The sequence below is a fragment of the Pseudoduganella ginsengisoli genome, from assembly GCF_009720865.1.
Taxonomy (GTDB): Bacteria; Pseudomonadota; Gammaproteobacteria; order Burkholderiales; family Burkholderiaceae_D; genus Rugamonas; species Rugamonas ginsengisoli.
Map to the genome: position 1 here is coordinate 1 of NZ_WNLA01000033.1, position 26,138 is coordinate 26,138.

General features: G+C 63.0%; 27 protein-coding genes. 14 read left to right on the top strand and 13 right to left on the bottom strand.

Annotated features, from left to right (window positions below; genetic code table 11):
• From GM668_RS27925 to GM668_RS27935, 3 genes are all read right to left on the bottom strand, one after another.
• The coding region (locus GM668_RS27925; RefSeq protein WP_155442258.1) for a CHASE domain-containing protein at window positions 1-3,138 on the bottom strand (3,138 nt) is incomplete at its 3' end.
• Window positions 3,139-3,143: 5 nt separating this feature from the next.
• Window positions 3,144-4,079 (bottom strand): GGDEF domain-containing response regulator, encoded by a 936-nt coding sequence (locus GM668_RS27930; protein WP_155442259.1) that lies wholly within the window; start codon window positions 4,077-4,079, stop codon window positions 3,144-3,146.
• Window positions 4,076-4,693, bottom strand: coding sequence for an Hpt domain-containing protein (locus GM668_RS27935; RefSeq protein WP_170305889.1), 618 nt, complete (start codon window positions 4,691-4,693; stop codon window positions 4,076-4,078). Before GM668_RS27935 ends, GM668_RS27930 begins: the two co-directional genes overlap by 4 nt.
• Window positions 4,694-5,043: 350 nt before the next feature.
• Here GM668_RS27935 and GM668_RS27940 point away from each other — a divergent pair, with 350 nt between their 5' ends.
• From GM668_RS27940 to GM668_RS27965, 6 genes are all read left to right on the top strand, one after another.
• The gene (locus tag GM668_RS27940; protein ID WP_155442261.1) at window positions 5,044-5,400 is read left to right on the top strand and encodes a CidA/LrgA family protein; all 357 of its coding nucleotides are present in this window, start codon (window positions 5,044-5,046) and stop codon (window positions 5,398-5,400) included.
• Window positions 5,393-6,136, top strand: a complete 744-nt coding sequence (locus tag GM668_RS27945; protein ID WP_155442262.1) for an LrgB family protein — start codon at window positions 5,393-5,395, stop codon at window positions 6,134-6,136. Before GM668_RS27940 ends, GM668_RS27945 begins: the two co-directional genes overlap by 8 nt.
• Before the next feature lie 93 nt (window positions 6,137-6,229).
• Complete coding sequence (locus GM668_RS27950) at window positions 6,230-9,100, top strand: insulinase family protein (protein ID WP_155442263.1); 2,871 nt, start codon at window positions 6,230-6,232, stop codon at window positions 9,098-9,100.
• A 77-nt stretch (window positions 9,101-9,177) separates the two neighbouring features.
• Entirely contained in the window at window positions 9,178-9,567 is a 390-nt protein-coding gene (locus GM668_RS27955) for a hypothetical protein (RefSeq protein ID WP_155442264.1), read from the top strand.
• 2 nt (window positions 9,568-9,569) lie between these two features.
• The gene (locus GM668_RS27960) at window positions 9,570-9,833 is read left to right on the top strand and encodes a DUF5985 family protein (RefSeq protein WP_155442265.1); all 264 of its coding nucleotides are present in this window, start codon (window positions 9,570-9,572) and stop codon (window positions 9,831-9,833) included.
• Window positions 9,833-10,105 carry a DUF5985 family protein gene (locus tag GM668_RS27965; RefSeq protein WP_155442266.1) on the top strand — a complete coding sequence of 91 codons (273 nt, stop codon included), beginning with the start codon at window positions 9,833-9,835 and terminating at the stop codon, window positions 10,103-10,105. The genes GM668_RS27960 and GM668_RS27965 overlap by 1 nt, the downstream gene beginning before the upstream one ends.
• 61 nt (window positions 10,106-10,166) lie before the next feature.
• Here the strand turns inward: GM668_RS27965 and xth are convergent, their stop codons facing one another.
• Both xth and GM668_RS27975 read right to left on the bottom strand, forming a co-directional pair.
• Complete coding sequence (gene xth, locus GM668_RS27970) at window positions 10,167-10,937, bottom strand: exodeoxyribonuclease III (protein ID WP_155442267.1); 771 nt, start codon at window positions 10,935-10,937, stop codon at window positions 10,167-10,169.
• A 58-nt stretch (window positions 10,938-10,995) separates the two neighbouring features.
• The gene (locus tag GM668_RS27975; protein ID WP_155442268.1) at window positions 10,996-11,166 is read right to left on the bottom strand and encodes a hypothetical protein; all 171 of its coding nucleotides are present in this window, start codon (window positions 11,164-11,166) and stop codon (window positions 10,996-10,998) included.
• Window positions 11,167-11,418: 252 nt separating this feature from the next.
• Between GM668_RS27975 and GM668_RS27980 the strand changes: the two genes are divergently transcribed.
• From GM668_RS27980 to GM668_RS27995, 4 genes are all read left to right on the top strand, one after another.
• Complete coding sequence (locus tag GM668_RS27980; protein WP_155442269.1) at window positions 11,419-11,712, top strand: hypothetical protein; 294 nt, start codon at window positions 11,419-11,421, stop codon at window positions 11,710-11,712.
• A 70-nt stretch (window positions 11,713-11,782) separates the two neighbouring features.
• Entirely contained in the window at window positions 11,783-12,178 is a 396-nt protein-coding gene (locus GM668_RS27985; protein ID WP_155442270.1) for a hypothetical protein, read from the top strand.
• Window position 12,179: 1 nt separating this feature from the next.
• Window positions 12,180-13,535, top strand: coding sequence for a TolC family protein (locus GM668_RS27990; protein ID WP_155442271.1), 1,356 nt, complete (start codon window positions 12,180-12,182; stop codon window positions 13,533-13,535).
• Window positions 13,532-14,938 (top strand): multicopper oxidase family protein, encoded by a 1,407-nt coding sequence (locus GM668_RS27995; RefSeq protein ID WP_155442272.1) that lies wholly within the window; start codon window positions 13,532-13,534, stop codon window positions 14,936-14,938. Before GM668_RS27990 ends, GM668_RS27995 begins: the two co-directional genes overlap by 4 nt.
• A gap of 29 nt (window positions 14,939-14,967) precedes the next feature.
• On the opposite strand, the gene GM668_RS28000 is transcribed toward GM668_RS27995, so the two are convergent.
• The 7 genes from GM668_RS28000 to GM668_RS28030 form a co-directional block, all read right to left on the bottom strand.
• Window positions 14,968-15,387, bottom strand: coding sequence for a cupin domain-containing protein (locus GM668_RS28000; protein ID WP_155442273.1), 420 nt, complete (start codon window positions 15,385-15,387; stop codon window positions 14,968-14,970).
• A 92-nt stretch (window positions 15,388-15,479) separates the two neighbouring features.
• Window positions 15,480-15,926 carry a hypothetical protein gene (locus GM668_RS28005; RefSeq protein WP_155442274.1) on the bottom strand — a complete coding sequence of 149 codons (447 nt, stop codon included), beginning with the start codon at window positions 15,924-15,926 and terminating at the stop codon, window positions 15,480-15,482.
• A gap of 90 nt (window positions 15,927-16,016) precedes the next feature.
• Entirely contained in the window at window positions 16,017-16,841 is an 825-nt protein-coding gene (locus tag GM668_RS28010) for a hypothetical protein (RefSeq protein ID WP_229500021.1), read from the bottom strand.
• 5 nt (window positions 16,842-16,846) lie between these two features.
• A complete protein-coding gene (locus tag GM668_RS28015; RefSeq protein ID WP_155442276.1) occupies window positions 16,847-19,522 on the bottom strand; it encodes a TonB-dependent receptor plug domain-containing protein in 2,676 nt (891 codons plus the stop codon).
• 136 nt (window positions 19,523-19,658) lie between these two features.
• On the bottom strand, window positions 19,659-20,564 hold the full coding sequence (locus GM668_RS28020) for a helix-turn-helix domain-containing protein (RefSeq protein ID WP_155442277.1): 906 nt from the start codon (window positions 20,562-20,564) through the stop codon (window positions 19,659-19,661).
• Between the two features lie 101 nt (window positions 20,565-20,665).
• The gene (locus GM668_RS28025; RefSeq protein WP_155442278.1) at window positions 20,666-21,586 is read right to left on the bottom strand and encodes a delta(1)-pyrroline-2-carboxylate reductase family protein; all 921 of its coding nucleotides are present in this window, start codon (window positions 21,584-21,586) and stop codon (window positions 20,666-20,668) included.
• Complete coding sequence (locus GM668_RS28030) at window positions 21,573-22,388, bottom strand: AraC family transcriptional regulator (protein ID WP_155442279.1); 816 nt, start codon at window positions 22,386-22,388, stop codon at window positions 21,573-21,575. The genes GM668_RS28025 and GM668_RS28030 overlap by 14 nt, the downstream gene beginning before the upstream one ends.
• Window positions 22,389-22,486: 98 nt before the next feature.
• Between GM668_RS28030 and GM668_RS28035 the strand changes: the two genes are divergently transcribed.
• The 4 genes from GM668_RS28035 (at window position 22,487) to GM668_RS28050 (ending at window position 25,639) form a co-directional block, all read left to right on the top strand.
• Window positions 22,487-23,413 (top strand): DMT family transporter, encoded by a 927-nt coding sequence (locus tag GM668_RS28035; protein WP_170305890.1) that lies wholly within the window; start codon window positions 22,487-22,489, stop codon window positions 23,411-23,413.
• An 88-nt stretch (window positions 23,414-23,501) separates the two neighbouring features.
• The gene (locus GM668_RS28040) at window positions 23,502-24,233 is read left to right on the top strand and encodes a tetratricopeptide repeat protein (RefSeq protein ID WP_155442280.1); all 732 of its coding nucleotides are present in this window, start codon (window positions 23,502-23,504) and stop codon (window positions 24,231-24,233) included.
• 9 nt (window positions 24,234-24,242) lie between these two features.
• Complete coding sequence (locus GM668_RS28045; protein ID WP_155442281.1) at window positions 24,243-24,809, top strand: carbapenem self-resistance protein CarG family protein; 567 nt, start codon at window positions 24,243-24,245, stop codon at window positions 24,807-24,809.
• A 2-nt stretch (window positions 24,810-24,811) separates the two neighbouring features.
• Window positions 24,812-25,639, top strand: a complete 828-nt coding sequence (locus tag GM668_RS28050) for a CHASE2 domain-containing protein (protein WP_155442282.1) — start codon at window positions 24,812-24,814, stop codon at window positions 25,637-25,639.
• Window positions 25,640-25,694: 55 nt separating this feature from the next.
• On the opposite strand, the gene GM668_RS28055 is transcribed toward GM668_RS28050, so the two are convergent.
• Window positions 25,695-26,033 carry a hypothetical protein gene (locus GM668_RS28055; RefSeq protein ID WP_155442283.1) on the bottom strand — a complete coding sequence of 113 codons (339 nt, stop codon included), beginning with the start codon at window positions 26,031-26,033 and terminating at the stop codon, window positions 25,695-25,697.
• Between the last annotated feature and the right edge of the window lie 105 nt (window positions 26,034-26,138).

A 26,138-nucleotide genomic window follows, 5' to 3' on the forward strand; every position in this document is an offset into this window, starting at 1 on the left:
GGCAGGACTGTGCAGCACGGCCGCGTGCTCCAGCCCGCCCGGCAGCGGCTGCGCCATGGCGCCAAAGCCCAGCACCATGCGCACGGCAAACGGCGCATGGGCCGGACCGGACGCGCGCGCCAGCAACGGCAGCAGCGGCAGCAGGCTTGAAGGGCTGAACGCCGCTCCTGCCACGAAACCTGCATAGCGCACACCGGCCGTGCCGTCGAGCAGCCGCAGCGCCTCGTCCACACTGGACGCGCGGCCAAAACGCCAGCCCCATGGCGACGCCGCATGGACCAGCGCCTGCCCTGTCTCGTCATCATCTTCGAGCAACAGCACGGCCAGCCCGCACAGGGCCGGTGGCGGATGCACGGGCGGCATCGATGCCGCAGCGAGGCCGTAGGGCACCGTCACGGTAAAAGTGCTGCCCGTGCCTGGCGTACTGTCGACGGCAATGCCGCCGCCCATTAACCTGGCGAGGCGCTGCGCAATGGCCAGTCCCAGTCCGGTGCCGCCATGGCGCCGGCTCATCGATGAATCAGCCTGCACGAACGGTGAAAACAGGCGCGGCAGCAATTCCGGCGTGATGCCCGGCCCCGTATCCGACACCGCGAAGCGCAGCGCCGGCTGTTCGCCGCCGCGCGGCGCCATGCCGATGCGCAGCGCAACCTTGCCCTGCTGCGTAAACTTCAGCGCATTGCCCGTCAAGTTGATGAGGATTTGTTCCAGCCGCATGGCATCGAGCCGCACGCAAGCTGGCACGCCCGGATCGACATCAATCACCATGCGGATCGGCTTGTCGCCGACGGCGACCGCCATCACGGCGCTGACCGCATGCGCGACGTCATCGATACTGACGTCGGTTTCCGCCAATTCCAGGCGGCCCGCTTCGACTTTGGAAAAGTCCAGGATATCGTTCAGCACAGTCAGCAGCGTGCGGCCAGACGCAGCAATCATACCCAGGTAATTCTGCTGTTCCGCTGTCAGCTCGGTACGGCCCAGTAAATTGGACAGGCCCAGTACCGCATTCATCGGCGTGCGCAATTCGTGGCTCATGTTGGCCACGAAAGCGCTTTTCGCCTGGCTGGCCGACTCCGCGCGCTCCTTCGCCCCCAGTAATTCTTCGGCAGCCTGGCGCGCTTCCCATTCCGATTTTTCCAGCACGGCATTCTTTTCATGCAATTCGTGCGTCATGCGTTCGGCCAGCGCCAGCGCTTCCAGCCGCGTGGACGACAGCGAGCGCACCATTTCAAACACGAGGATGCTGACCAGCGCCCCCAGCACCAGCACGATCAGCGCTTTTTCACGGTCGATACCCGCTTCATAGCCGGGCGTCGAGGCCACCTGCACGCGCCAGTGGCGGCCTGTCTGGCCCACGGGCACGGACTTTTCCAATACATAGCGGCGCGCGAACATCGTGTCCTGCTGTTGCGGCGGACTGCTGCGATACAGCAGCGGCCCATCGCTGTCTTCATACACATCGAGGCGCACTTCCGGCAACGTACCGAGCGCCATGCTGCCGAATAAATCCTGGATGCGGAACGCGCTGTGGATGAAGCCCATCAAGTCTTGCATGCGCTGCGCTTCCGTGCCCGGATCGCCGCCGCGGTAGACCGGGTGATACATGATAAAGCCGGGCGGCGGCGCGGCTTCGCGCTCGCTGACCAGTGTCACATGGGAAGTGGCGGCGATGCGGCCGCTGCGCGCCGCTTCCATCAGCGCGGCACGGCGCACCGGTTCAGACAGCACGTTGTAGCCCCATACGCGCCGGTTGCTGGCGTTGAACGGTTCCAGGTATTGCGCAATGGCGAAGTGGCCGTCCACGCTTTGCTTCGGCCATACGCGGAACGCAGGATCTTCGGCCCGCATGGCTTTTTCGTACGGTTCCACCATGTCGTCGTCGAGCCAGGCCACATAGCCGACACTGGCGGAACCAGGAAAGCTTTGTTCGATTTCCAGGCCCGCCACGAAACGCGCCCATTCGCTGCGCTCGACCGAGTGCGACGCGGCAAAATACGTGGCGCTGATTTTCAGCAGCCGTTCATAATCCGTCAGCCTGCCTTCGACACGCTGCCATACATTGTTGGCGATGTGGTGGAAATTGTCGGCGGCGCGCTGCTCCGTATATTCCGCCACCAGCTGCCACGAAACAGCCGTCACGCCCAGCCCGGCATACAGTACGCGCAGCGGCAGCAGCGGCGGCCACTCGATCTTGCTGCGCCGGCCATCGCGCGCATGCCGTTCCGCATCGGCGCCCGCCATCATCGTGGTGATGGCGGCCAGTCCGATATATATCCCCAGCGCCAGCACGGTACCCTGCTGCGTCCCCACGGCAAACGCGGGGACGCCGGCGGCGGACGCCAGCCAGGCAGCCAGCGTGATCAGCATGACGATGGCCGTGCTGCAGCGCTGGCCGAAACGCCAGGCGGCCCAGCCGGCGCAAGGCAGCAGCAGGAAGGCGGCAATGGGCGGCGCACCCTGCCCGGACAATGGCAAGCCAAATGCCCCGGCCAGCAGCAGCGCCGTCACCGTGGCATGCAGCACGGCTTCGCGTCCCCGGCCGGCCGGATCCAATGCGATGGGGCTATCGCAGGCAAACGCCAGCAGCAGCGGCGCCACCACCAGCAATCCCAGCACGTCGCCCATCCACCAGGCTGCCGCAACGGACGGCAAGTCAGCCGTACCGATATCGCCTCGCGCGAGCAAGGCCGCCGCCCCTGCCAGCGCGACGGGCAGCGACGCCGCGGCGGCGGCCGCACAGTACAAATAAACCTGGCGCAGGCGCCGGAACTGGTAGCTGCCGGCAAAGATGCGCTCCATCCAAGCGGCGGCCAGCATCACGGACGCCACATTGGCCACGGCAATCGCGGCGCAGGCAGCGCCGCCGGCCAGCGTCAATGCGCCATGGCGCGACTCGATGTGCAGGTTGGCCAGCAAGGCGCCCAGCAGCACCGCATAAGCCATGCGGCGGCCGCACAGCAGCACGGCCGCCAGGCCCAGGCCGGCAGGCAGCCAGACCGGTACGGCATTGCCTTTTGCGATGGCCAGCATTTGGCCCAGTGCGGCGAGCGCCGCATACAGCAGCGCACATAAAAGGATGGCTGAAATTTGCCGCGCACGCGGCTGGCTGTTGAGGTTCCAGTCGCGCCGCATCATCGCCGTCAGGGCCCGTGGCTGCCGGCCCCCTCAGCTGCGACCCGGTAGCAGTTGCGGCCCTGCTGCTTGGCCAGGTAAAGGGCGCGGTCGGCCTGGCCCAGGAACATTTCAATGGAACTCCCCGGTTCCGGCAGGATAGCGCTCAAGCCGGCGCTGATGCTGACGTGGGGCGCTGTCAGCGATGCCGCGTGCGGCAATTGCAGCGCCGCTACCCGGCCGCAGATCCACGCGCCGTAATGTTCCAGCGCAGCCCAGTCGGAATTGGGCAGCAGTACGACGAATTCTTCGCCGCCATACCGCGCGACAATTTCCGCAGGCCGCCGCGTGCCGCTGCCGATGGCTTCCGCCACGGCCTTCAGGCACGTGTCACCCATTTGGTGGCCGTAGTGGTCGTTGTACAGCTTGAAGTGGTCGACGTCAATCAGCGCTACGCCCATCAAATCGCGCTGGCGCTGGTGGCGCGCGAATTCTTCCGCCATGCGCTCGTCGAAGAAACGGCGGTTATACAAGCCGGTCAGGCCATCGCGGCTGGCCTGGCCCTGCAAGCTTTGTAACGCGGCCTGCAGGCGCAGGTGGGTACGCACGCGGGCCTGCACCACGGGAGCGATCAGCGGCTTCGTGATGAAGTCGACGGCGCCGGCTGCCAGGCCGGCCAGTTCGCTTTCGGTGCTGTCATGGGCGGTCACGAAGATCACGGGGCTGTGCGGCAAGTCGGGGTCGGCGGCAATGCGGCGGCACACTTCAAAGCCATCCATATGGTGCATTTCCACGTCCAGCAAAATCAATTGCGGGCGCTGGCGGCGCGCCATTTCCAGGCCGGCGGCGCCGTCCATGGCAAAGATGATTTTGCCCTGGTCGCGCACCATGGCGGCCAGCAGCTGGATGGTTTCCGCGTTGTCGTCGATGATGAGGATCGTGCTTTCGCCGCCTTGCGCGCTCATGGCTGTTCTCCCAGCACATGCAGCACAGCGGCGAAATCCAGCCGCGCCATCGCGACATCAATGGCGGCGGCGCGGGTTTGCCCCAGCTTCGCCAACGCGGGTTTCATTTGCTGGTATTGGGCGACTGCGTCGATGTTGCGTTCGGCCAGCAGGGTTTTCCACTCTTGCAGTGCGCTGCTATCCAGGGCAATCCCGGCGTGGCCGGCGCCCTGCGCACGCGGCTGGCGCGCCAGCCACGCCAGCGCGGCATCGACGGAAGCCAGCAATTGCTGCCTGGCCTGGTCGAACTGCGGCTGCGTGGCTCGCCCGTCCTTGACGGCCGCTTCCAGTACACGCGACGTATCCGAAAAGACCGTGGCGCCCAGGGTGCCAATGGTGCCGCGCAGCGAATGAATTCGCGCAGCCGACTCGGATAGCTGCCCTTCCCGCCACGCGACCCAGGCCGCTTCCAAATCGCGCGCCGCGACGCTGCAGACTTTATCCATCAGCGCCAGCAGCGCCTCGCGCTGGACCGGCTGGGCAGCGGCGGCCGCCATCAGGCGCTCCACATCAAATACACCGCGAATAAAACCCTGCCCATTTTCTTGCAAGCCACTAGTCGTTCCGATAGTCATTATTAGTCGCTCTCCGCTATTTGCCGGGACGCACGTCATGCTAGCGATCATACTCGCATTCAGCCCATCAGCGCAGCGCAAGTAACACGCCTGCCGTGGGGTCAGGCGTGCATTCATGCATATTCCCCGTGGGGTCAGACGTGCATTCGTGCGTCAATTACACCCCGGAGGCCGCATTACCCGTACGGGCTGGGCGCGGGCTGTCCGGCGCAGGGCCCTGGTTGATGCGTTTCGAACCGCCCTGGGCGGCCCGGCCGCCAGCGCCGCCGGCGCAACAGCGCTAGAATTGCACGATTGCACGTCTGACCCCACGGCTGGAATGCACGAATGCACGTCTGACCCCACTGTTTATGCTGACGACTTTTTCTATTTTGCTGCTGTTCCAGTGCCTGGGCGAAGGGCTGGCTTATGCGTTTGGGCTGCCGGTGCCGGGGCCTGTGATCGGGATGCTGTTGCTGCTGGCGGCGCTGGCGGCATCGCCCCGGCTGCTCGATGCGATGGAAGCTACGGCAACGGAATTGCTGCGCCACTTGTCGCTGCTGTTCGTGCCGGCCGGCGTCGGCATCATGGTGTCGGCTTCCGTGCTGCGCGGCCACTGGCTGGCCATCGTGGTGTCCGTGATTGCCAGTACCGCTCTGACGCTGGGCGTCACGGCGCTGGTCATGCGCGCCGTTGCTTCCGGCCCGAAGGACGGCCCCGATGCATGACGCCGCCCTGCCCGAATTCAACCGCATCTGGGTCTACCTGGCCGCGACGCCCCTATTGGGCCTGACCTTGACGCTGTGCGCCTATGCGCTGGCCCACCACCTGTACACGCGCTGCAAATTCTCGCCGCTGGCCAACCCCGTCGCCATCGCCGTGGCCCTGATTTGCGCTGTCCTGGCCATCAGCGGCATGCCCTACCGCGATTACTTTGCCGGCGCCCAGTTCGTGCATTTCCTGCTGGGCCCCGCCACGGTGGCGCTGGCCGTCCCGCTGGCGCGCGCCCTGCCGCGCGTCAGGAAGGCATTCATTCCCATGGCGTGCGCGCTGCTGGCCGGCAGCGTGACAGCCATCATCTCCGCCGTGGGCCTGGTGCTGGCGCTGGGCGGTACCCGGCAACTGGCCGCCAGTATCGGACCCAAATCCGCGACGTCGCCCATCGCCATGGCGGTATCGGACAAACTGGGCGGCCTGCCCGCCCTGACCGCCGTCCTCGTCATCACGACCGGCATCTTCGGCGCCGTCGCAGGCCGCGCCATTTTCAACGCCTTGCGTATTCATCAACCCGAGTGGCGCGGCTTCGCACTGGGCGTGGCGTCGCACGGCATCGGCACGGCCCGGGCCTTCCAGGTCAGCGCGGAAATGGGCGCTTTCGCGGGACTTGGCATGGGCTTGAATGGCGTCTTGACGGCTCTGCTGGCGCCACAGCTGGTGCCCTGGCTGGTGGGCTGGCTGGGCTGAATTCCCATGGATTTGTCGGCGTAACGCTACAGTCTGCATGGAAATACGGATTCCGCTTACACTGGAGTCCTGCCTGACAACCGGGGACCGCCCATGATCCAGTTTAACCACCTCCGCAGCCACACCATCCCCACCATGCAGGCCACCGTCGACGAATACGTGGAACCCGCCTCCGGCGCCGTCCATATCCACGTCGCGACGACCCAGCCCGACCTGGCATTCCTTGTCGGCTTCCCCACGGTCCCGGACACCAGCGACGGCCGCGCCCACATCCTGGAACACCTGGCGCTGTGCGGCTCCGGCCGCTACCCCGTGCGCGACCCGTTCTTTTCCATGCTGCGCCGCTCCACGGCAACGTTCATGAATGCCATGACGTATGCGGACCGCACCGTGTATCCGTTCGCCAGCACGGACCGCACCGACTTCTTCAACTTGCTGGATGTATACCTGGACGCCGCGTTTTTCCCCAACCTCGATTACCTGAATTTCCTGCAGGAAGGCTGGCGCCACACGCTGGAAGAAGGCAAGCTTGGCTACCAGGGCGTCGTGTTCAATGAAATGAAAGGCGCGTTTGCCGACCCGATGCGCGCGCTGTACAACGGCATCGGCGCCGCCATGCTGCCGGATACGACCTATGAAGTCATTTCCGGCGGCGACCCGCTGGACATCCCCGCCCTGACGCACCAGATGCTGAAGGATTTCCACGCCAGCCATTACCATCCGTCGCAAGCCGTGTTCATGACGGCCGGCCCGATCGACCCGCGCGATATCCAGCGCCACATTGCCGACAAGGTGCTGGCCCGCCTGCCCGGCGGCACGCCGCGCCGCGTGCCGCAGCTGGCCAAGCCCTTCGTGGCGCCGCGCGACCATGCGATCCGCATCCCGTCGCAATCCGGCAAACCCGATGAATACGGCTTCCAGCTGACGTGGCTGATGGGCGAATCGGCCGACGCCTTTGTCCATTACCACGCAAACCTGCTGTCGGCCGGCCTGCTGGGCGACGCTTCCGCACCGCTGAAGAAAGCCATGGAATCGGCCGGCTTCGGCCGCCCGTCGCGCCTCAACGGCCATGACCCGAGCGCGCGCCAGATGCTGTTCCACGTCGGCATGGAAGGCTTGACGGAAGACCAGTTGCCGGCCGCCCGCACCCGCATGTGGGATGCGCTGGAATATGCGGCGCAGCATGGCGTGCCGCACGATATGCTGGCGGCCGCCCTGCGCGACATCCGCTACAGCCAGCGCGACACGGCCAGCGGCCGCATGCCCAATGTGCTGGGCCGCATGCTGCACGCGCTGCCCGTCGCCATGCGCGGCGGCGACGTGATGACCGCCTTCGACAGCGACAGCGTGCTGGCGCAATTGGAACAGGACATTGCAGATCCCGCTTTCTTCAAGGGCCTGGTTAAAGACATGCTGGCCTCGCCGTCGCGCCTCGAAGTCACCGTGGTGCCTGATCCCGCCTACTTTTCCGGGCGCGCGGCGCAGGAAGAAGCCGCACTGGCCGCGCGCGAAGCAGCGCTGACGGAAAAAGAGCGCACCCGCATCCTCGATGATGCCGCCGCCCTCGACGCGCACCAGCGCCGCGTCGTCGATAACAGCGTGCTGCCCCGCATCCTGCCGTCCGACGTGGGCAAGGAACCGCGCCGCCTGCCCGACATCCCCGCTGCCGTCGATGGCGCCTACCGCTTCGATATCGCATCCAACGGCATTTCGTATGCACGCGTGCATTACGACGTGTCGGACATGCCGGCGGAAGATTGGCCATGGCTGCAGCTGTACACGGACTTGCGCCGCGACCTGGGCGTGGCCGGCATGAATTACGAACAAGCCGGTGCGTGGCGCCAGCGCATGGCCGCCACGTTTGGCGTGAACTTCGACGCCATCATGCGCGAAAACGGCAGCATGCTGCTCGACGTCAGCTTTGCCGCCAGCGGCTTGCGCGAAGAACACCAGAACCTGGGCGACGTGCTGGCGGCCCACATTGCCAGCCCCCGGTTTGACGAACATGAGCGCATTGCATTCCTCGTCGAACGCATGGTGCGCAACCGTATCAATGGCCTCGCGCAGTCGGGCAACCGCTATGCGGCCCTGACGGCTGCCGCGCCGCTGTCGGCGCTGCGCCATATTGAAGACGTGGCCAGCGGCACGTCGGTGCTGCCCTTCATGGCGCAATTGCAGCGCATGGCGCATACGCCGGAAGGCGTGGCGGCCATTGCGCTGCGCCTGTCGGCACTGCACGACCGTATCGTAGCCGGCCCCGCCTCGGTGCTGTGCGCCGGTGCGGGCGATGACGCCAACGCGCTGGCAGCGGCCATCCGCCTACCGGCCGCCACGGCGCAGGCAGCCGCACCATCCATTCCAACTGCCGTTCCCGCGCAGCCGCCGGCCAATGCGGCGCTGTTTGCGCCCGGCCAGGTCAACCACTGCAGCATTGCATGGCCGGCCCCACGCCAGGCGCATGCCGATGCCGCGCCGCTGGCCGTGGCTGCGGAACTGTTGACGCACCAGGTCTTGCACCAGGCGCTGAGGGAGCAAGGCGGCGCCTATGGCGGATCAGCCGGCTATGCGGGCAATGCCGGCGTGTTTTCCATGATGTCGTACCGCGACCCGCGCCTGGCCGGCACCTATGCGGACTTCCATGCCGCCATCGACAAAGTGCTGGCCACGGATTTCACGCAAGAGCAAATCGAGGAAGCCATTATTTGCGTCGTGCGGGGACTGGACCGCCCGGATTCGCCGTACGATGCGGTGCTGGCGGCGTGGACCTTGCACCGGCGCGGCATCACGATGGATGTGCGGCGCAACTTCCGCCATGGCGTGCTCCATTGCACGCAGGACGCCATCAAGGCTGCCGTGCGCACGTGGCTGAAAGATGTCCGGCCCAGCCGCGCCGCCTTCGTTGGCAACACGGAGCAAGACCTGGCGGGACTGGACGTGGTGGACATGCTGGCGCTGGTGTCCTGAACGCATTTCCAATCGTACACACCTGTTGTCGCTTTTCGTGGGACCATGATGGCAAGAAATTTCTTTGATTTGCCGCCATGGCCCCACATGCAATTCCCGATGACATCCGCCGCTTCATTATGCTGCGGATTCCTTCGATTCCCTACCTGGAAGCGCTGCTGCTGATGCGGGAAAATCCCAGCCAGGCGTGGAACAGCCATGGCCTGGCGCAGCGGCTATATCTGCCGATACCGGACTGCGACGCGCTGCTCGAACAGTTGCACAAGGCGGGCGTCGCGGCGCCGGCGCCGGGCATGGCCGGCAGTTGCCGCTATGCGCCGGCCGAACCCCGGCTGGCTGGCATGCTGGACCAGCTGGCGCGCGTCTATGCGCGCAACCTGGTCGAAGTCAGCACCCTCATTCACTCAAAAACCAACAAGAAGGCGCAACTGTTTGCGGACGCCTTCGTGTGGCGAAAGGACAAATAATCATGGCCACTGTGATTTATTTGCTGTGCGCCGCCACCGCCTTCGCATGCGCGTGGCTGCTGCTGCGCAGCTACCGGCGCACGCGCCACCGGCTGCTGCTATGGAGCGGGCTGTGTTTTTCCGGCCTCGTCGTCAACAATATCCTGCTGATCCTGGACCGCATCGTGTTTCCCGAACCGGAAATGGATTTGACCACGTGGCGCCTGGCCTCCGCGCTGCTGGCGCTGCTGCCGCTGCTGTATGGGCTGATTTGGGAGGATGACTGATGCCCATCAACGCCATCCTGGCCGGCGCCATCGTCATGGCGGCCGGCGTTATCGCGCTGTTTTTCCTGCGCTACTGGCGCCAGACGCGCGACCGCTTTTTCCTGTACTTCGCGCTGGCCTTTGTACTGGAAGGCAGCCAGCGCCTGCTGGCCGCCCTGCGCCCGGTTGACGCGCCCGATGAGCCCCAGTATTACGTGATCCGGCTGGCCGCCTATGGCTTGATCCTGATTGCCATCATCGGTAAAAACCGGCGCCCGCCGCCGGATACCTGACGGGCAGCTTGCCAGGCGGGCATGGCGTGGCGGCGCGCGGGGGCGTCCTGCGTAGGCCAGCTTAGGCCAGCTCGATCCACACCGGCGCATGGTCGGACGGCTTATCCCGCGCCCGCACGTCCCGGTCCACGCCCGCTGCTTTCAGCCTGCGCGCCAACGCGGGGCTGAGCAGCAAATGGTCGATACGGATCCCCGCGTCGCGCCCAAACGCATTGCGGAAATAATCCCAGAACGTGTAAATCCGTTCGCCCGGATGGGTAGCGCGCAGCGCATCAGTCCAGCCCTGCTCCATCAAACGGTGGAACGCGGCGCGGCTCTCCGGCCGGAACAGCGCATCATCGAGCCACCGTTCCGGCTTGTAGACATCGAGTTCCGTCGGCATCACGTTATAGTCGCCCGCCATGACGACCGGGGCGCCCGTCGCCATGAGTTCCGCGCCGCGCGCAATCAGCCGTTCGAACCAGCGCAATTTGTAATCGAATTTGGGGCCCGGAGCGGGATTCCCGTTGGGCAGATACAGGCACGCAATCACGATGCCATCGACCAGGGCTTCCAGGTAGCGGCTTTGCACATCGTCGTCTTCACCCGCCAGCGCGCGGCCGATTTCATGGGGCGGTTCGCCGCGCGACAAGATCGCCACGCCATTCCAGCTTTTCTGGCCATGCCACAGCGCGTGATAACCGGCCGCCTCGATGGCGGCGGCGGGGAATTTTTCCTGGGGAGCTTTGAGTTCTTGCAGGCAGGCGACGTCGGGACGCGTCTCTTCCAGCCATTGCAGCAATGCGCTCAAACGCGCATTGATACCGTTGATATTGAAGGTGGCGATCCGCATGACTTTATTGTGCAGCAGATCGTATCGGCGCGCCGCACAGCAGGCCGCGCAGCGCCTGTCAGTTCAGCACAATGCGGCGCCGGCCCTGGCCCAATACCCGCTCGATCACAGTTTCCGGCACATCGAAACTGCGCATATAAGAGATAGCCAATTGCCTGCCCATCGTATCGTTCAGCATGACGCCGTGTTCCACGATGGCCGCCATGTGCGTATTTGTTCTTCTCTGCATGGCAGAGTTACCGCCTGTCATCCGATTCCTCCCACTGTGACTTCTTGTCAGTAAAGGTATCACAATTGCGCAGAATAAACTAGTAAATTTGCAATAATATTTTCTATATGGCAAATACCTGCGGGCAGGCGCAAGGGCTGTCCGGATGCGCCGCTTGACCTTCCCCCCATGGCAAGGTTTATAGTGTCGCCCTGAACCATACCCCTTTCCGACCCGATGCGATTCTTCGTGCGCTGCCTGCTGTGGATACTGATGGCTGCCCTGCCCGTGCAAAGCGGCGCGGCAGTGTTGGCCACGTGCGCCACCCTGGCGCCGGCGGCGGCACACAACTGCCACGAGCCGTCTGCGATGGACAGCAAACAGGATGTGAAATTCCATGGCAAATGCAGCACGTGCGCCAGTTGCTGCACGGCGGCCACCGCGCCGCCCCATGCTTTCGTGATGCCCGCGCCTTTTCCCCGCGCGGCCCGCACTGCGCTGGCGCCTGAGCCGGCAATCGCCACAGTTTTCCCTGCAGGACTGGAACGCCCGCCCAGGGCTGCGTGAATCGTTTTCAATGGCCGCCGCGGCGTCATGCCGCGCCCGCCGGACTCCGGCACGTCACAAGGAACATCACATGAAATCGTTGTACGCCCTGCTGTTTGCAGCAGCCGGTGTGCCGCTGGCCGCATACGCACAATCGCCAGCGCCCACCTACCGTTCCGCCTTTGCCGGCTACCAAAGTACGCCGGAAACCACGCAGTCGCCAGACCAGGCTTGGCGGCAAGCCAACCGCGACGTGGCTGCATCGGGCCACGCCGTGGACCATATGCATCACGGCGCCATGGGACATGAAACCCAGGCCGGTGGCCCTGCGGGCCCCGGCAAGATGGAGCACGGCATGATGAAACATGGCCAGGCGCAGCAAGGAACCATGAACCACGCTGAGTCTTCCTCCGCACACAGGGACCACGGCAAGGAAGCCAAACCGGCCGCTCCGCAGCCCCAGCAGCACGAGCACAAGGACCACTGACATGGCATTACATCCCATCACCCGTACCGCCATCGCGGCGGCCATCGCGGCGGCGCTGGCCGGCTGCGCGTCCGTGCCGGCCGACGGCGGCGCCGGCAATGCTGCCGCGCTGGCGGCAGAACGCATCGGCCAACCCGCCCCGCTATCGATGGCGGCGCCGGACGATACCGCGCACAGCGAAATCCAGTCGCTGCTGGCGCAGCCATTGACGCCGGACTCCGCGGCGCGCATTGCCTTGCTCAACAGCCCGTCGTTAAAGGCATCGCTGGCAGAATTGGGCATGACGGCAGCGGAAACCGCGCAAGCCGGCCGCCTGCGCAATCCCGGCTTTTCTTTTGGCCGCGTGCGGGGCGGCGGCGAATCGGAGATCGACCGCAGCGTCACGTTCGATATCGCTGGATTGCTGACGATGCCCGTGCGCAGCGGCATCGCACGCCGCCAGCTTGAACGCGCGCAGTTTGCAGCGGCGGGACAAGCCGTGCAGCTGGTCTTTGAAACGCGCCGCGCGTGGTACACGGCCGTGGCGGCGGCGCAAAGCGCCGCCTTCGCGGAACAAGTGCGGCAAGCCGCCGAAGCAGGCGCCCTGCTGGCCGACCGCATGCGCAAGAGCGGCAACTGGAGCCGCCTGGACCAGGCCCGCGAACGGGCGTTCTATGATGACGCCATCACGCGGCAGGCGCGCACGGCCCACGATGCGCTGGCTGCGCGCGAACAGCTGGCCCGTTTGCTGGGCCTGGAGCACAGCGAAGGCTTGCAATTGCCGGAGCGCTTGCCGGACTTGCCGGCAGCGGCACAGGAACCGCAGCACGCTGAACGCGATGCGCTGGAACACCGCCTCGACGTGCTGGCTGCGCGGCGCGAAGCGGAAAGCGTTGCCGCCAACCTGGGGCTGACAAAAGCCACGCGTTTTATTAATGTGTTCGACGTGGGCTACGCCAGCAAGAGCACAACCGGCATGCCGCGCCAAAACGGTTACGAAGTGTCGCTGGAATTGCCGCTGTTTGACTGGGGCGGCGCCAACGTCGCCCGTGCCGAAGCGCTATACCTGCAGGCCGTGCACCGCACGGCGGATGCAGCGGTCAAGGCGCGGTCGGATGTCCGGGTTGCCTATTCCAGCTACCGGACTGCTTACGACATCGCGCGCCACTACCGCGACCACGTGGTGCCGCAGCGTAAAAAGATTTCCGACGAAGTTCTGCTGCGCTATAACGGCATGCTCGCTTCCGTCTTTGAATTGCTGGCTGATGCGCGCGAACAGCGCAACAGCGTCAACGAATCCATTGAAGCCCAGCGCGATTTCTGGATCGCCGATACCCAACTACAGGCCGCGCAACACGGCGCGGGAGCCCAGCCATGACCACACGCCGCCATTTCCTTTTCAATACAGGCGCCACGGCAGTTGCCGCAGCCGCCGTCAGCAAAGCCGGCGCTGCCACGCTGCCGGAAGCGCCCACGATGAACAGCGCCGAAACGCACGTGCCGCCACCGCCGCCCAATGGCCGCCCATACAGCCCCGTGGTGACGCTGAACGGATGGTCGCTGCCCTGGCGCATGCATAACGGCGTCAAGGAATTCCACCTGGTGGCCGAACCCGTGGTGCGCGAACTGGCGCCCGGCATGAAGGCCAACCTGTGGGGCTATAACGGCCAATCGCCCGGCCCCACGATAGAAGTGGTGGAAGGCGACCGTGTCCGCATCTTCGTCACGAATAAACTGCCGGAACACACGAGCATGCACTGGCACGGCCAGCGCCTGCCCAATGGCATGGATGGCGTCACGGGTTTGACGCAGCCTGGTATCGCACCCGGCAAGACGTTTGTGTATGAATTCGTGGCGCGCAGGCCCGGCACCTTCATGTACCACCCGCATGCGGATGAAATGACGCAAATGGCCATGGGCATGATGGGCTTCTGGGTCACGCACCCGAAAGACCCGTCGCTGCACGCCGTGGACCGCGACTTCGTGTTCTTGCTGAACGCGTATGACATCGAACCGGGCAGCTATACGCCGAAGACCAACACGATGCTGGACTTTAACCTGTGGACGTTCAACAGCCGCGTCTTCCCCGGCATTGAATCGCTGAATGTGCGCCAGAACGACAGGGTGCGCATTCGCGTCGGCAACCTGACGATGACGAACCACCCGATCCACATTCACGGCCATGAATTCGTTGTAGCAGGTACGGATGGCGGCTGGGTGCCGCCGTCGGCGCGCTGGCCGGAAGTCACAACCGACGTCGCTGTAGGCCAGATGCGCGCCATCGAGTTTGTCGCCAATGAGCCAGGCGACTGGGCATTCCACTGCCACAAGTCGCACCACACGATGAATGCGATGGGCCATAACGTGCCTAACCTGATCGGCGTGGACCATGGCGGCATTGCGGAAAAGATCAACAAGATCGTGCCGGGCTATATGGTCATGGGCGACAAAGGAGGTTCGATGGGCGGCATGGACATGCCGCTGCCGGAAAATACGTTGCCGATGATGACGGGCGAAGGCCCGTTTGGCGGCGTGGAAATGGGCGGCATGTTTACCGTCATGAAGGTGCGCAAGGACCAGAAGCGCGGCGATTATTCGGATCCGGGCTGGTACCAGCACCCTAAGGGGACGCTGGCTTACGAGTGGACGGGAGAATTGCCGGCGCCGGCGCGCAGCGCGGATGCGGGCAAGGCGCTGATCGTGCCGGAACATGGGCAGCATGGACAGGATGTCGAGCTGACGGTGCGCAAGCCGTCGTCAGGCAACCACGCCGGCCATTGAGCCCGCCAGCAGTCCGGCCCGCAAGGCGTTTAAGTGCAGGCTGGCGGCACACCGGGCGGATGTTCTTGGAACCAGTCGCTGATGCCTGGCATGGCTGGCTCAAATCCGCCCGGCGTGGAGAAATTCAGCACGCCGCAGCGATTTGCCGTGCGGTTTTCAAAATCATGGGTGACGCCGCCCGGCACCAGCACAAATGAACCGGCCGGGGCATCGACCCACCGGTCGCCGACCAGGAAACTCATGGTCCCTTCCAGCACATAAAACACGTCGTCTTCGGGATGCGAATGGGGACCGGGGCCGGTGCTGCGGCCCTCCAGCCACCATTCAGAAATCGAATACTGGTTGGCCGATTCGTCGCCGTCGGCTTTAAACAGCGCGGATATGCGGCCCATCGGATAGCTTCTGCCTCCACCGGGAGGCAGCACAACTGGCTGGCGTGGCATGGTCATGGCGGCTCCTTTTCCTGTCACCTGCCAGTATAAGGCCATGCTTGAAGACCTTGTACACCAGTTACGTACGAAACCCCGGACGCCAACCGTCGCTATTCTGCAAAGCTATCTTTCGTATAATTAAACCTGTTTTCGAAAAGCACGTAGATATTTTTGGGAATCTTCCCGTCCATATAAGACTTCCTCATATTTGCGTAATGCTTTTCCTGATAGTTATGCGGTGCATGTAAAACAATAAGAACAGCGGCTTCCAACAAGGAATTGAAAAATGCATCGTTATCAGGCCATCCGCATTGACTTACGATTTCGTCTAACACACGTTGATTTTCCCTGTCTTGATTGCGCAATTCCTGCTGGAAGCTTGATTCACTTCCTTTTAACTGATGCTGACTTCTCAGCAACTGGTCACGTGTAAGCAGGCTATTACCCTTTTCGTACAGCGCCTTCGAAGAACAGTCGCTGGCACCTTGGCAGGTGAACGAAAGCGCACAAAATGACAGGCCCAAAAAAACCACTGAAATTCTCTTTCCGTTTTTCATGGATTACGCTCGCCAGCCAACTATCAAAGTCCCTCATCAGGCCGATCCAATTTCTCACGCCTTATCGCAATCGTTTGAATCGGCCTACCACTACACTGGCGGCCGGCTATACTTGAGCAATTGCTCCCGCATATACTTCACCTTCGCCGCCAGCCGCGCATCCGCCAGCGCATACAAATCCAGCCGCGCGGCATAGTCCGGCGTCATCATCCACCCGAAGGTTTCCGCCTTATCTTCTTCCTGCCCATAGCCGGAATACATGCTGACCAGCCCATCCTTCACATGGCCCAGGTCTTGCAAATTCTTGCCATAGAAAGTCGAACCGCCTTTCCCGTATTGCAGCCCTTCAGGATTCATGGCCAGCCACGTGGGATCGGCATGGTAGTAATCGTTGTATTCCCGGTGGTCGATGAAGTGATAGAACTCGTGGTGCACACGCATTTCCATGCCGGCCGGGCACAAGACCTTGGCGCCATTGTCCGCATAGGCCACGCCGTCGGTTTCCGCCATCGGCATGGCCAGGCGGCGCTGGCCGCCGACTGCCAGCTCCTTCACCAGCACGATGTTTTTCAACCGCACGTTGGCAAAGAACCCGGCGGGATAACGCTCCAGCCCCGGCAAGACCACGCTGAGCAAACGCTGCAGGCGCGCCCGGTCTTCAGGGCTGTCTGTGAACGCTTCCGCCGTCACCCCCTCCTGCTCCAGCGTCCACGCGGCCGTCAGCTGCAAGGCCGCGAGGCGGCGCGTGGCCACTTCGCGCAACTGCCCGACACTGGCGTCAGCCGGCGCCACGGATGGGTACTTCAAGTCCCAGTGGCACTCCAGGCGCAGCGCGTCATTGTTATGGTCGATCGGCGGCACCGTGCTGCACGCCGACAGCAGCACGGCACCCGCTCCCGCAAATAATCGTCGCAACGGAATCATTTGAATTTATAGCTCGCGGTCAGTTGATAATAGCGGCCCAGCTGGCTGTGGTACGACGGCGAATAGCCTTGCAGGTAAGCGATCTGGCTGGCGTCGAACGGCGCTTCCTTGTTGGCGATGTTTTGCACCGAGAACGACAGCTCCAGGTTGCGGAAGCCCTTATAGCTGACGTACGCATCGGCCGTCAGTGCAGCGTGGATGTCGCAATACCACGGCGTGGCGGCCTGGAACGAGCACGTGGCGTCCGGCGACGACTTCATCGAATAGCCGCCCACATAATTCCAGTTGACGCTGGCGTCCCACGGACCGCGGTCCCACGCGACACCCAGGCGGCCACGGTTTTTCGGTACGCCGTAATAACCCGCGTATTCCGTCAGCGGATCTTCCGGCGTGCTGGCGCTCAGGTAGCTCTGCGTGCGGTTGTAGCTGGCCGTCAAGGTCAGCTTGCCCCAATTGCCCAGCGGCGCCACGCCGCGCGCATCGACGTCGAGGCCGCGCGTCTTGGTGGACGACAGGTTGGCGGTAATCAGGCTCAAATGATCCAGCTTGCCGCTGACGCGGTTACGCTCGATGCGGTCGGCAAATTTCGCTTCGTTTTCCAGCAGGTAGCTGGCGCTGATGGTCGACAGTTCATTGCGGCGCTTGATGTCGTACGCGTCCACCGACAGCGACCAGCGCGGAATCGGCTCCACCACGAAGCCCACCGTGAAGCTCTTGGATTTCTCAGCCTTGATGTCAGGGTTGGCGCCCGTCGTGTAAGCGACATAGCGTTCGCAATTGTCATTGGCCGTATCGAATACCGGGCACAGTTTCAAGTCCTGCACTTTGGTATAGCCATTCGTGTTACCCGAATGAAGTTCCGGCAGCGATGGTGCGCGGAAGCCTTCCGCATACGTGCCACGCAGCGCAAATTGCGGCATCGGGCTCCATTTCACGCCGGCCTTCGGTGTGAAGGCGGAACCGAAATCGCTGTAGCGGTCGGTGCGCGCCGCCAGGCTCAGCTCCACCGACTTCAGCACCGGCGCCGACAGCTCGCCATAAAACGCCGACACGGTACGCGAACCATTGGACCCCGTCATGCCGATCAACTGGATCGAGCCATCGGTAAAGCGCGTATCGGGATTCGCGTCAAACGCTTCGCGGCGGAATTCCGTCCCCAGCGAAATGCTGAGCGGACCGCCCGGCAATGCGAACAGTTCGCGGTTCGCGTGCAAGTCGACGCTGCTGGTGTTCGTGTCCGCGTGGTTGTTCAACATCGGATACAGCCGTGCCAGCAGCGCCGGATCATTGGCGCTGGGATTGCGCAGCGTGAAGGAATTGCGCACCATGCCGTTCGCATCCAGCACATCGTTGATCAGCACACTGTCTTGCAGATAGCCGCGATAGCGCGTATCCGTCAGCGAGCGCGAATACATGGCGGCGCCTTCCACGTCCCATTTGCCCACGGCGCCGCGCGCGCCCAGTGTATAGCGCATGTTGCGGCTTTCGCTGGCAATCGTGGTCGGCACGTCGTTGAACAGGTAGCGTACCGCCACGGTCTGGCCCCAGCGGTTTTGCGGGTGCGTTGCCGGCAGCGGCAGGTAGCTGATCGTCGTACCCGGTGCGTTGCCCCACAGCCCGTTCTTGTCGAGCAAGTCATTGGTGTACAGGCCATAGGCGTTGGTGCCATAGCTGTACATGGTCGAACCCTGGCGGCTGCGGCTCAGCGACGCGTCGCCAAACATTTCCCATCCGCCGCTCAGCGCATACGTCAGCGCGCTGTACACGTTGTCGCGCTGCGCTTTCGATTGCAAGGTCACGGACCTCGTGTTGTCGTTGATGCAGCGGCCATTGAGCGCAGGCGACGCGGGGTCATTCAGCGCCGGGCAATCGCCAACGATGCCAAGGAAGGTACCGCCATAAATGCCGCTGGCCGTGTACGCATTGCTGGAATACGGCGAACGGCGGTCCGGCAAGCCGAAACGGCGGAAGTCCGCATCCTTGGTGCGGGGACGGGAATTGACCAGTACCGGCCTGGTGTCACGGTGCGACAGGCTCACCAGCCAGTTATAGCCATCGTCTTCCACCCGGCCCTGGCCATACGTGAGGCTAACTCCGCCGGTATTCCCGTCGTGATACGTGGACGTGCCGCCATTGAGCTTGGCCTGCAAGCCTTCGAAATTCTTGCGCAAGATGATGTTGATCACACCGCCGATGGCATCGGCGCCGTAAATCGCCGAGGCGCCGTCCAGCAGCACTTCAATGCGCTCGATGGCTTCAACGGGAATCGCATTGGTATCGACAAACGAGGCGGAGCCAAAGCCAAACGGCGCCACGCGGCGGCCGTTAATCAGCGTCAGCGTCGCGCCCGCGCCCAGGCCGCGCAGCGAAATACCGGCCGAGCCGAATGACTGCGATGGCGTGCCTTCCGTCGTGTAGGCGCCGGAATTCCCGGCCGGGACGTTGCGCAGCACATCGGTGACGGTGTTGGCGCCGGAACGGGCAATCTCTTCCGCGCTGATCACTTGCACTGCCGACGCGGTTTCGGCGGCCACGCGCTTGATGCGGGAACCGGTGATTTCCACACGCACGGGCGCATCGCCCGGTGGCTGTTGCTGCGCCTCGGCGCACAGCGGCGCCACACCGGCGCACAGCAGCGCGACAGCACGAACGATAGGACGAATCTCAAACATGCAAACTCCGTATTGATGACAGGTTGATGAAATACACTGTCCGGAGTGTGGTTGTTCCGTGACTTCAGGTCACGGAACGGAATGCTGTTTTTGTACAAAACTGCTGGCTTTATATTTGCAAGCCATTACTTGTCGGTCAGACGCCACGCTGCTGGCGGAAGCGTGCAGGCGGCATGCCGTAGTGGCGGGCAAAGGTGCGGGACAAATGGCTGGCGTCGTGGAAGCCGCACGTATCGGCAATGTCGGCCATCGCATGGCCGCCGGCTTCCACCATCTCGCGGGCTTTTTCCAGGCGCATGTTCATCAGGTAGCGGTGCGGCGGCAAGCCCAGCGCGGCATGGAATTCGCGCGAAAAATGCGCGGAACTCATCAGGCACAAGTCCGCCAGTTGCTGATTCGTGATGGCGTCAGGCAGATGCTGTTCCATATACGCCAGCACACGCCGCAAACGCGCGCCGCCCAGCGTGCTGGCTTGCGCGGCTTCCAGCGGCTGGCTGTAATGTTCCAGCAAATACGTCAGCAGCGCCACCATCAAGCCATCGCAGTATTGCGCCTGCAATGGCCCTGCCATCAGGTTCGCATTGAGCATGCGCCGCACGGTTTCCATCACATAGTGGTCGGACGTGAACTGGCCGGCGCCCAGCGCCAGCGGCACCGACGTTTCACGCAGGCCGCTGAGACTGTCAACCAGCGACACGGGCACGAACAAATTCACGATGTCGCAACTGCTCAAGCGGCTCCACTGGTTCGCAGCGCTGGGCGGACAGATCCGGAACCGTTCCGCGGCAATGACGCCGCCCCACACAGGCCGCCCGTGCTGCCAGATGCGCGCATCGACCGGCTCCATCATGATGGCAATGCGGTAATCGTTCAGGTGCGGACTGACGGTCTGGATCATCGTGTCGGGCTGGTCGCTGGTCCAGCGCACAATCGATGCGCGGGAATTCGGCAGCGGGCCGATGCACGTGTGTAAAGGGTCGTGGACGCCGCTGCGGTGGAACCAGTCTTTGAGCACTTCCGGGGTGTCGATGGCGGCATTCATGGGCGGCAGCTGATGAGTTGAGGAATGTTAAATATCTTAGCATTCACTCAACGAAATTTCGTAGTCCATTTGGACTAGGTGCACAGACTTTGTATGGCGAATCAACTTAAAACACCATGAAATTTTGAAGATACGCGGGCAGCAGCCAAATCCCATGCGGCCTGGCCGACAGTCTTGAATACCGGCGTCCGCGCAGGCCGCGACACGTTTCCGGCCAGGATGTCGCCCAGCGCCCGCACGCCCGCCCAGTCCACACCGGCCTGTATCAAGTCCCCTGCTTCATGCCGCGCCCCGCCGGCGTCATCGACGACGATTTCGCGCGCATGCAATAGCGCCGGCGGGAATTCCGCCATATTGCGTTTGAATGCGCCCACGCCGATAGCCAGCGTGTTTTCCGGCAGCCGTTCCGGAATCACGGGGACGGTGGACGTTGTCAGCGCAATGACGATCGCGGTCTGCGGCGCCTGCTCCGGCGCCGCATACGCGCACGCGGCAACGCCGGGATGCCGCCCGCGCAGCGCATCAGCAAAGGCTTGCGCACGCGCGAGCGAACTGCCCGCCACGTGGAATTCGCGCACGTTGAAATGCTCGATCAGCGCTTGCGCGTGCGCCGCTGCCTGCGCGCCCGTGCCGATCAACAGGACCGATGCGGGCCGCTGCGGCGCCAGTGTCTCGATGCCCAATAACGTCATGGCGGCGGTGCGGCGCGCCGTCACGGTGGGCCCATCCAGCAGCGCGAGGCGGCGCCCCGTTGCCGTATCAAACACAATGACTTCGCCCTGGATCGCGGGCAGCCCGTGCCGCGCATTGTTGCCATGCACGGTAATGAGCTTGGTCACGCTGATATCGGCCGCCACGGCGGGCATGCACAGCAACACACTGTCGGCATCGATGGTGACGACTTTGCGCTCCGGCGCCGTGATGGCGCCGCGCGACAAGTCGATTGCAGCCTGCTTCACGGCAGGCACCAGCAGTGAATAAGGCAAGGCGGCAGCCGTGCCGGCCGCGTCAAGGATGTGCATGTTGTTTTCCTATCGAACCGGCGCGCTTGCGGTATTCGTCCGGAGTTTCGTTGGTCAGGCGGCGGAACATGGCAATAAAAGCCGATGCGCTGGCATAGCCCAGGTCCAGCGCCACGGCTTCCACGGTTTGCCCCGCTTCCAGCAAGGTCATGGCGCGCACCACGCGCAGCCGCTGGCGCCAGTCCGCCAGCGTCATGCCCAGTTCGCGCTGGCAGCGCCGCATCAGCGTGCGTTCCGTCGTATTGGCCGCCCGCGCCAGTTCCGCTACGGAACGGTTGTCCGACGGGTCGGCTTCCAGCATGCCCAGTACGATGGACAGCAAGGGGTCGTCCGACATCGGCAGATAGCTGCCGACGCTGCGCGCCGTGGCCAGCTGATCGACCAGCACTCTTAATAAACGTTCATCGCTGTCGCTGCGGGGGTTGCCAGGCGGGTGCTGGCGCAAATGTTCAAGGATCGCGCGCACCAGCGGGCTGACGGCCAGTGCACACGTGGCCGCGGGCAGCGCGCCGCACAATTCTTCCGCGATATACAGCGAACTGTGTTCCGCCGCCAGCCGGTTCTGGCCAATGTGCTCGACCCGCGCAGGCAGCCAGATGCCATATTGCGGCGGCGCCAGGTAATGGCTGTTTGCCAATTTTACTTCCATCACGCCGCTGAACGAATACACGAATTCACCCCATTGATGGCAGTGCCACGGGTAGATCGTGTCCGCAGGCAGCTGCACGGCGCGGAAAAATATCGGCGCGGGCAAGGTGTCCGTGAAGGGCGGCATCCGTACGTGCCGGGGCGTATTGGTCATGGTTGGCGGGCTGGCGCTATGGACTGTCGGTTTTAAACTATATCAAGCAAAGCAGCCAGGCGCATAATGGAACTTAGTTTATTGATGAAGGATTCGCCGTGGAAACGCGCAAAACACTGGATGGGCAGGCTATCGGCATGATGGCGCTGCTGTGCCTGACCTGGAGCTTGCAGCAGGTCGCGCTGAAAGCCACGGCGCAGGATGTGTCGCCGCTGCTGCAGATTTCACTGCGCTCCGGTACTGCGGCCGTGCTGGTGGCGGCCTTGATGTGGTGGCGGCGCGAAAAATTCACGCCAGGCGGACTGCGGCCCGGCATGCTGGCGGGCCTCCTGTTTGCGCTGGAATACCTGCTGATTGGTGAAGCGCTGCGCCACACGACGGCCGGCCACACCGTCGTGCTGCTGTATACGGGTCCGATCTTTGCAGCGCTGGGGCTGCACTGGAAGTTGCCGTCGGAACGCCTGGCGCCAGGCCAGTGGGCGGGCATCGCGCTGGCCTTTTTCGGCATCGGCATCACATTCATCGGCCGCCAGGGTCCGGCCCGCGACATGGCCGGCATGCTGGCGGGCGATTTGCTGTGCGTGGCGGCCGGTGCGGCGTGGGGCGCCACCACGGTGGTGATCCGCTGCTCCAAGCTGTCATCCGCGCCCGCCACGGAAACGCTGCTCTACCAGCTGGTGGCCGCACCTGTACTGCTGCTGCCTGCCGCGTTCGCCCTAGGCCAGTTGACGTTCACGGCCACGCCGCTGGCCATCGGCAGCCTGGCGTTCCAGTCCGTGGTGGCGTCGTTTGCCAGCTATCTCGCATGGTTCGCCATGCTGCGGCGCTACCTGGCGTCCCGCCTCGGCGTGTTTTCATTCCTGACGCCGCTGTTTGCCATCGGTTTAGGCGGCTATCTGCTGGGCGAGCACATCGAGCCGAACTTCATTATCGGCGCGCTGCTGGTCTTGGCAGGCATTGTGCTGGTCAGCGGCTACAGCTGGATTGCGCAGAGCGTTCAAACCTTGCGGCGCTTGGCCGCATGAGTTTTCGCCGCGTGCAATGTGACAATGCGCGTACTTTTCAGCCCCCTTCAGGCGCGATAATGCTGGCTTTTCATTCACCAGCATTATCATGCCTATCTTTGGTCTTGGAATTCACATCCTCATTGCACTGCTGTTCGCCGTGCACGTGGTACGGACGCACCAGCAACTGTACTGGCTGCTGATCCTTTTCTCTTTCCCGATGCTAGGCAGCATCGTCTACTTCTTCGCGATTTATTTGCCGAATTCCCGGCTCGAGCATGGGGCGCGCAAAGCCGTGGCGGCAGCGGCGCGCACCTTGGACCCGGGCCGCGAACTGCGCGAAGCACAGGCTGCATTTGAATTGACGCCGACCGCACAAAACCAGATGCGCCTGGCGTATGCGCAGCTCGACGCAGGCAACGCGCAAGAGGCGGCCGGGACGTTTGAGTCATGCCTGAATGGCGTGTTCGGTGCGGACCTGGAAGTGCGGCGCGGTGCGGCACGGGCCAATCTGGCATGCGGCCGTGTCGATGCCGCCGTGGCGCACCTGGACTTTATCCGCCGCGCCGATCCAAATTTCCGTGCTGAAGAAACCGCGATCCTGCGCGCGCAAGCACTAGGTGCTGCGGGCCGGATAGCAGACGCCAAGGCCGCATTTGCCGAAGCGCTGGAGCGGTTTAACAGTTTTGCCGTACGGGCTGAATACATTATCTGGGCGCGCTCAGCGGGCGAACAGGCGCTGGCGGACAGCCTGCGGCCGGAGCTGGAAAAGACTATGCAATACTGGAACAGGCACACGCGCGGCATGAATGCGGAGTTGCTGAAGCGGCTGGGGATGTGACGGCAAGCTATGATGAATTATGTGAAACGTATTGCTTTCCCGGTTTTGTTTTGTTGTTTCGGTTCGGCCTGGGCGACTGATGCAAAAGTCATTCATCTGCACTACGGCGTCAATCAAGTCAATTTCGCAGGCGCCGGGGCGGAAGGGCTTGCCGTTTTGGGCCGCCGCGAGAATTTCAATGCCCATGGTTTCGACGTGCTGACGCTGTATCTGAAACCGAAACAAACGAGTAACGGCGCTGAAGACTGGCAGCTGGTCAGTCTATTTGATGGCCAACAGGAGGCATTGACGGTAAACGTAGGTGGCGGCGCCGACTGTACTTTGCATGACTTCAGGCTGGTACCGGCTAACGGCAGCGTTAGCCTCATTGTTGCCGACCGCGAATTAGGAACAAGTTTCGCCGATGCAGCCCCGGTCAAATTCAAGCATTATGCGCTGCGCCATAATGCATCTTCCGAGATGGGCCATCCGCTGTACTATTTTGAATTGGTCAAGACTTCCAGGGCAAAGCGTTCCTATTGCGATGTAGGGGACGCCTTCGAAAAAGAGCTGCGTATCGGCCCGTATCGTCAATAGGCATGCACATCCACCGCCTCATTCTAACGGCATGCCTGCTATTTGCAGGTAACCTCACCGCATGGGCCGGCTCGTTTGAGCAAGACTTCGCCGTGGTCTACATCGACAAAGACACTGAGGCAAAGTATGGTGCGCTGCCCATCAATCGCAGCGTGCTGGCCAAGGGCATGGACGCCATTGCCGCTGCCGGCGCCAAAGGCCTGGTCATTAAATTTTTCGTCGACCAGCCCAAAGACGAGCAAGACGACAAACGCCTGGCCAACTCGCTGTCACGCATCCCCGTGGTACTCCAGGCCCGGCTGGACGATAGCGAGCGGACGCCGAATCCGCTAGCAGTCAAATTCACACTGGGCAGTGACCTGTATGGTACGCCGGCCGCGACGAGCGGCTGGATTCCGCTGCCGAGGTTTGCAGACCACGTGCAAGACATCGGCTTTGTCGATTTCCATTCCAACGTGGTCCCGATGGTCGAGCGGTATCAATCGCACGCCGTCAAATCGCTGGTGCTGTGCGCCATCGAACTAGCGGCAGGTAAAAAAGCGCAAATATCCGATAAGAAGCAGATCCAGGTTGGCTCACGCATCATTCCGGTTGACGATCAAAACCGTGTAACCGTTCAACTGATCACACCGCAATTCAACAAAGGCATCGCATTCAACGCCGTGCTGGATGGCACGGCCAAACTGGCGTTGCAAAACAAAATCGTCGTGCTGGCCTATGACGGGCCACATATCCCGACTGTGAGCACGCCGCTGGGGCCATTGGGGGCGCACAAGTACTTCGTCAATATCCTGCGCTCGCTATATGATGCGGCGCCAGACAGGCGTTAAGCCCATTTGCATGACGTGGCAGATCGGGGAATACCCGCCGCGCCCCGTCGCCGTGTCAGTACTGCCCGATAAACTGAAAATGCAACGCCGCCGCCTGCGCAAACCCCGCTGCTTTTAACTTCGCATCCACGTCGGCGGCAAGGCCGGCCAGCCGCTTTACGTCTGCTGCCGCATAGGTGTCATGCTCCAGCCCCATCCACGCCAACTGGCGCCCGACATACAGGAAATAATCTTCCCCGTCCGTCATGCGTCCGTTAAACGTATCGAGCCCAACCTGCTGCGCGGCAATGCATCGCGGGTCGGTATTGTCGCCGCATGCGTCAAATACTTCCTCGTCATCAGGATTCAGTGCGATCTTGACGCCATAGAATGCTACGAACGAATCCGCCCCCATCCGATCCCCCTCGTGAGTTAAGTACTGCCCCGCTCCATCGATTCAAACAATGACGCCGTGCAAATGCAATACTTTATCCCAGGCTGGACCTTCGATCCAAACCGT

Bases quoted from the DNA above. Each gene is read 5' to 3' on its own strand.
- GM668_RS27930 (WP_155442259.1), bottom strand. From the start codon at position 4,079: ATGAGCGCGCAAGGCGGCGAAAGCACGATCCTCATCATCGACGACAAC.
- GM668_RS27935 (WP_170305889.1), bottom strand. From the start codon at position 4,693: ATGACTATCGGAACGACTAGTGGCTTGCAAGAAAATGGGCAGGGTTTT.
- GM668_RS27940 (WP_155442261.1), top strand. From the start codon at position 5,044: ATGCTGACGACTTTTTCTATTTTGCTGCTGTTCCAGTGCCTGGGCGAA.
- GM668_RS27945 (WP_155442262.1), top strand. From the start codon at position 5,393: ATGCATGACGCCGCCCTGCCCGAATTCAACCGCATCTGGGTCTACCTG.
- GM668_RS27950 (WP_155442263.1), top strand. From the start codon at position 6,230: ATGATCCAGTTTAACCACCTCCGCAGCCACACCATCCCCACCATGCAG.
- GM668_RS27955 (WP_155442264.1), top strand. From the start codon at position 9,178: ATGGCCCCACATGCAATTCCCGATGACATCCGCCGCTTCATTATGCTG.
- GM668_RS27960 (WP_155442265.1), top strand. From the start codon at position 9,570: ATGGCCACTGTGATTTATTTGCTGTGCGCCGCCACCGCCTTCGCATGC.
- GM668_RS27965 (WP_155442266.1), top strand. From the start codon at position 9,833: ATGCCCATCAACGCCATCCTGGCCGGCGCCATCGTCATGGCGGCCGGC.
- xth (WP_155442267.1), bottom strand. From the start codon at position 10,937: ATGCGGATCGCCACCTTCAATATCAACGGTATCAATGCGCGTTTGAGC.
- GM668_RS27975 (WP_155442268.1), bottom strand. From the start codon at position 11,166: ATGCAGAGAAGAACAAATACGCACATGGCGGCCATCGTGGAACACGGC.
- GM668_RS27980 (WP_155442269.1), top strand. From the start codon at position 11,419: ATGGCTGCCCTGCCCGTGCAAAGCGGCGCGGCAGTGTTGGCCACGTGC.
- GM668_RS27985 (WP_155442270.1), top strand. From the start codon at position 11,783: ATGAAATCGTTGTACGCCCTGCTGTTTGCAGCAGCCGGTGTGCCGCTG.
- GM668_RS27990 (WP_155442271.1), top strand. From the start codon at position 12,180: ATGGCATTACATCCCATCACCCGTACCGCCATCGCGGCGGCCATCGCG.
- GM668_RS27995 (WP_155442272.1), top strand. From the start codon at position 13,532: ATGACCACACGCCGCCATTTCCTTTTCAATACAGGCGCCACGGCAGTT.
- GM668_RS28000 (WP_155442273.1), bottom strand. From the start codon at position 15,387: ATGACCATGCCACGCCAGCCAGTTGTGCTGCCTCCCGGTGGAGGCAGA.
- GM668_RS28005 (WP_155442274.1), bottom strand. From the start codon at position 15,926: ATGAAAAACGGAAAGAGAATTTCAGTGGTTTTTTTGGGCCTGTCATTT.
- GM668_RS28015 (WP_155442276.1), bottom strand. From the start codon at position 19,522: ATGTTTGAGATTCGTCCTATCGTTCGTGCTGTCGCGCTGCTGTGCGCC.
- GM668_RS28020 (WP_155442277.1), bottom strand. From the start codon at position 20,564: ATGAATGCCGCCATCGACACCCCGGAAGTGCTCAAAGACTGGTTCCAC.
- GM668_RS28025 (WP_155442278.1), bottom strand. From the start codon at position 21,586: ATGCACATCCTTGACGCGGCCGGCACGGCTGCCGCCTTGCCTTATTCA.
- GM668_RS28030 (WP_155442279.1), bottom strand. From the start codon at position 22,388: ATGACCAATACGCCCCGGCACGTACGGATGCCGCCCTTCACGGACACC.
- GM668_RS28040 (WP_155442280.1), top strand. From the start codon at position 23,502: ATGCCTATCTTTGGTCTTGGAATTCACATCCTCATTGCACTGCTGTTC.
- GM668_RS28045 (WP_155442281.1), top strand. From the start codon at position 24,243: ATGATGAATTATGTGAAACGTATTGCTTTCCCGGTTTTGTTTTGTTGT.
- GM668_RS28050 (WP_155442282.1), top strand. From the start codon at position 24,812: ATGCACATCCACCGCCTCATTCTAACGGCATGCCTGCTATTTGCAGGT.
- GM668_RS28055 (WP_155442283.1), bottom strand. From the start codon at position 26,033: ATGGGGGCGGATTCGTTCGTAGCATTCTATGGCGTCAAGATCGCACTG.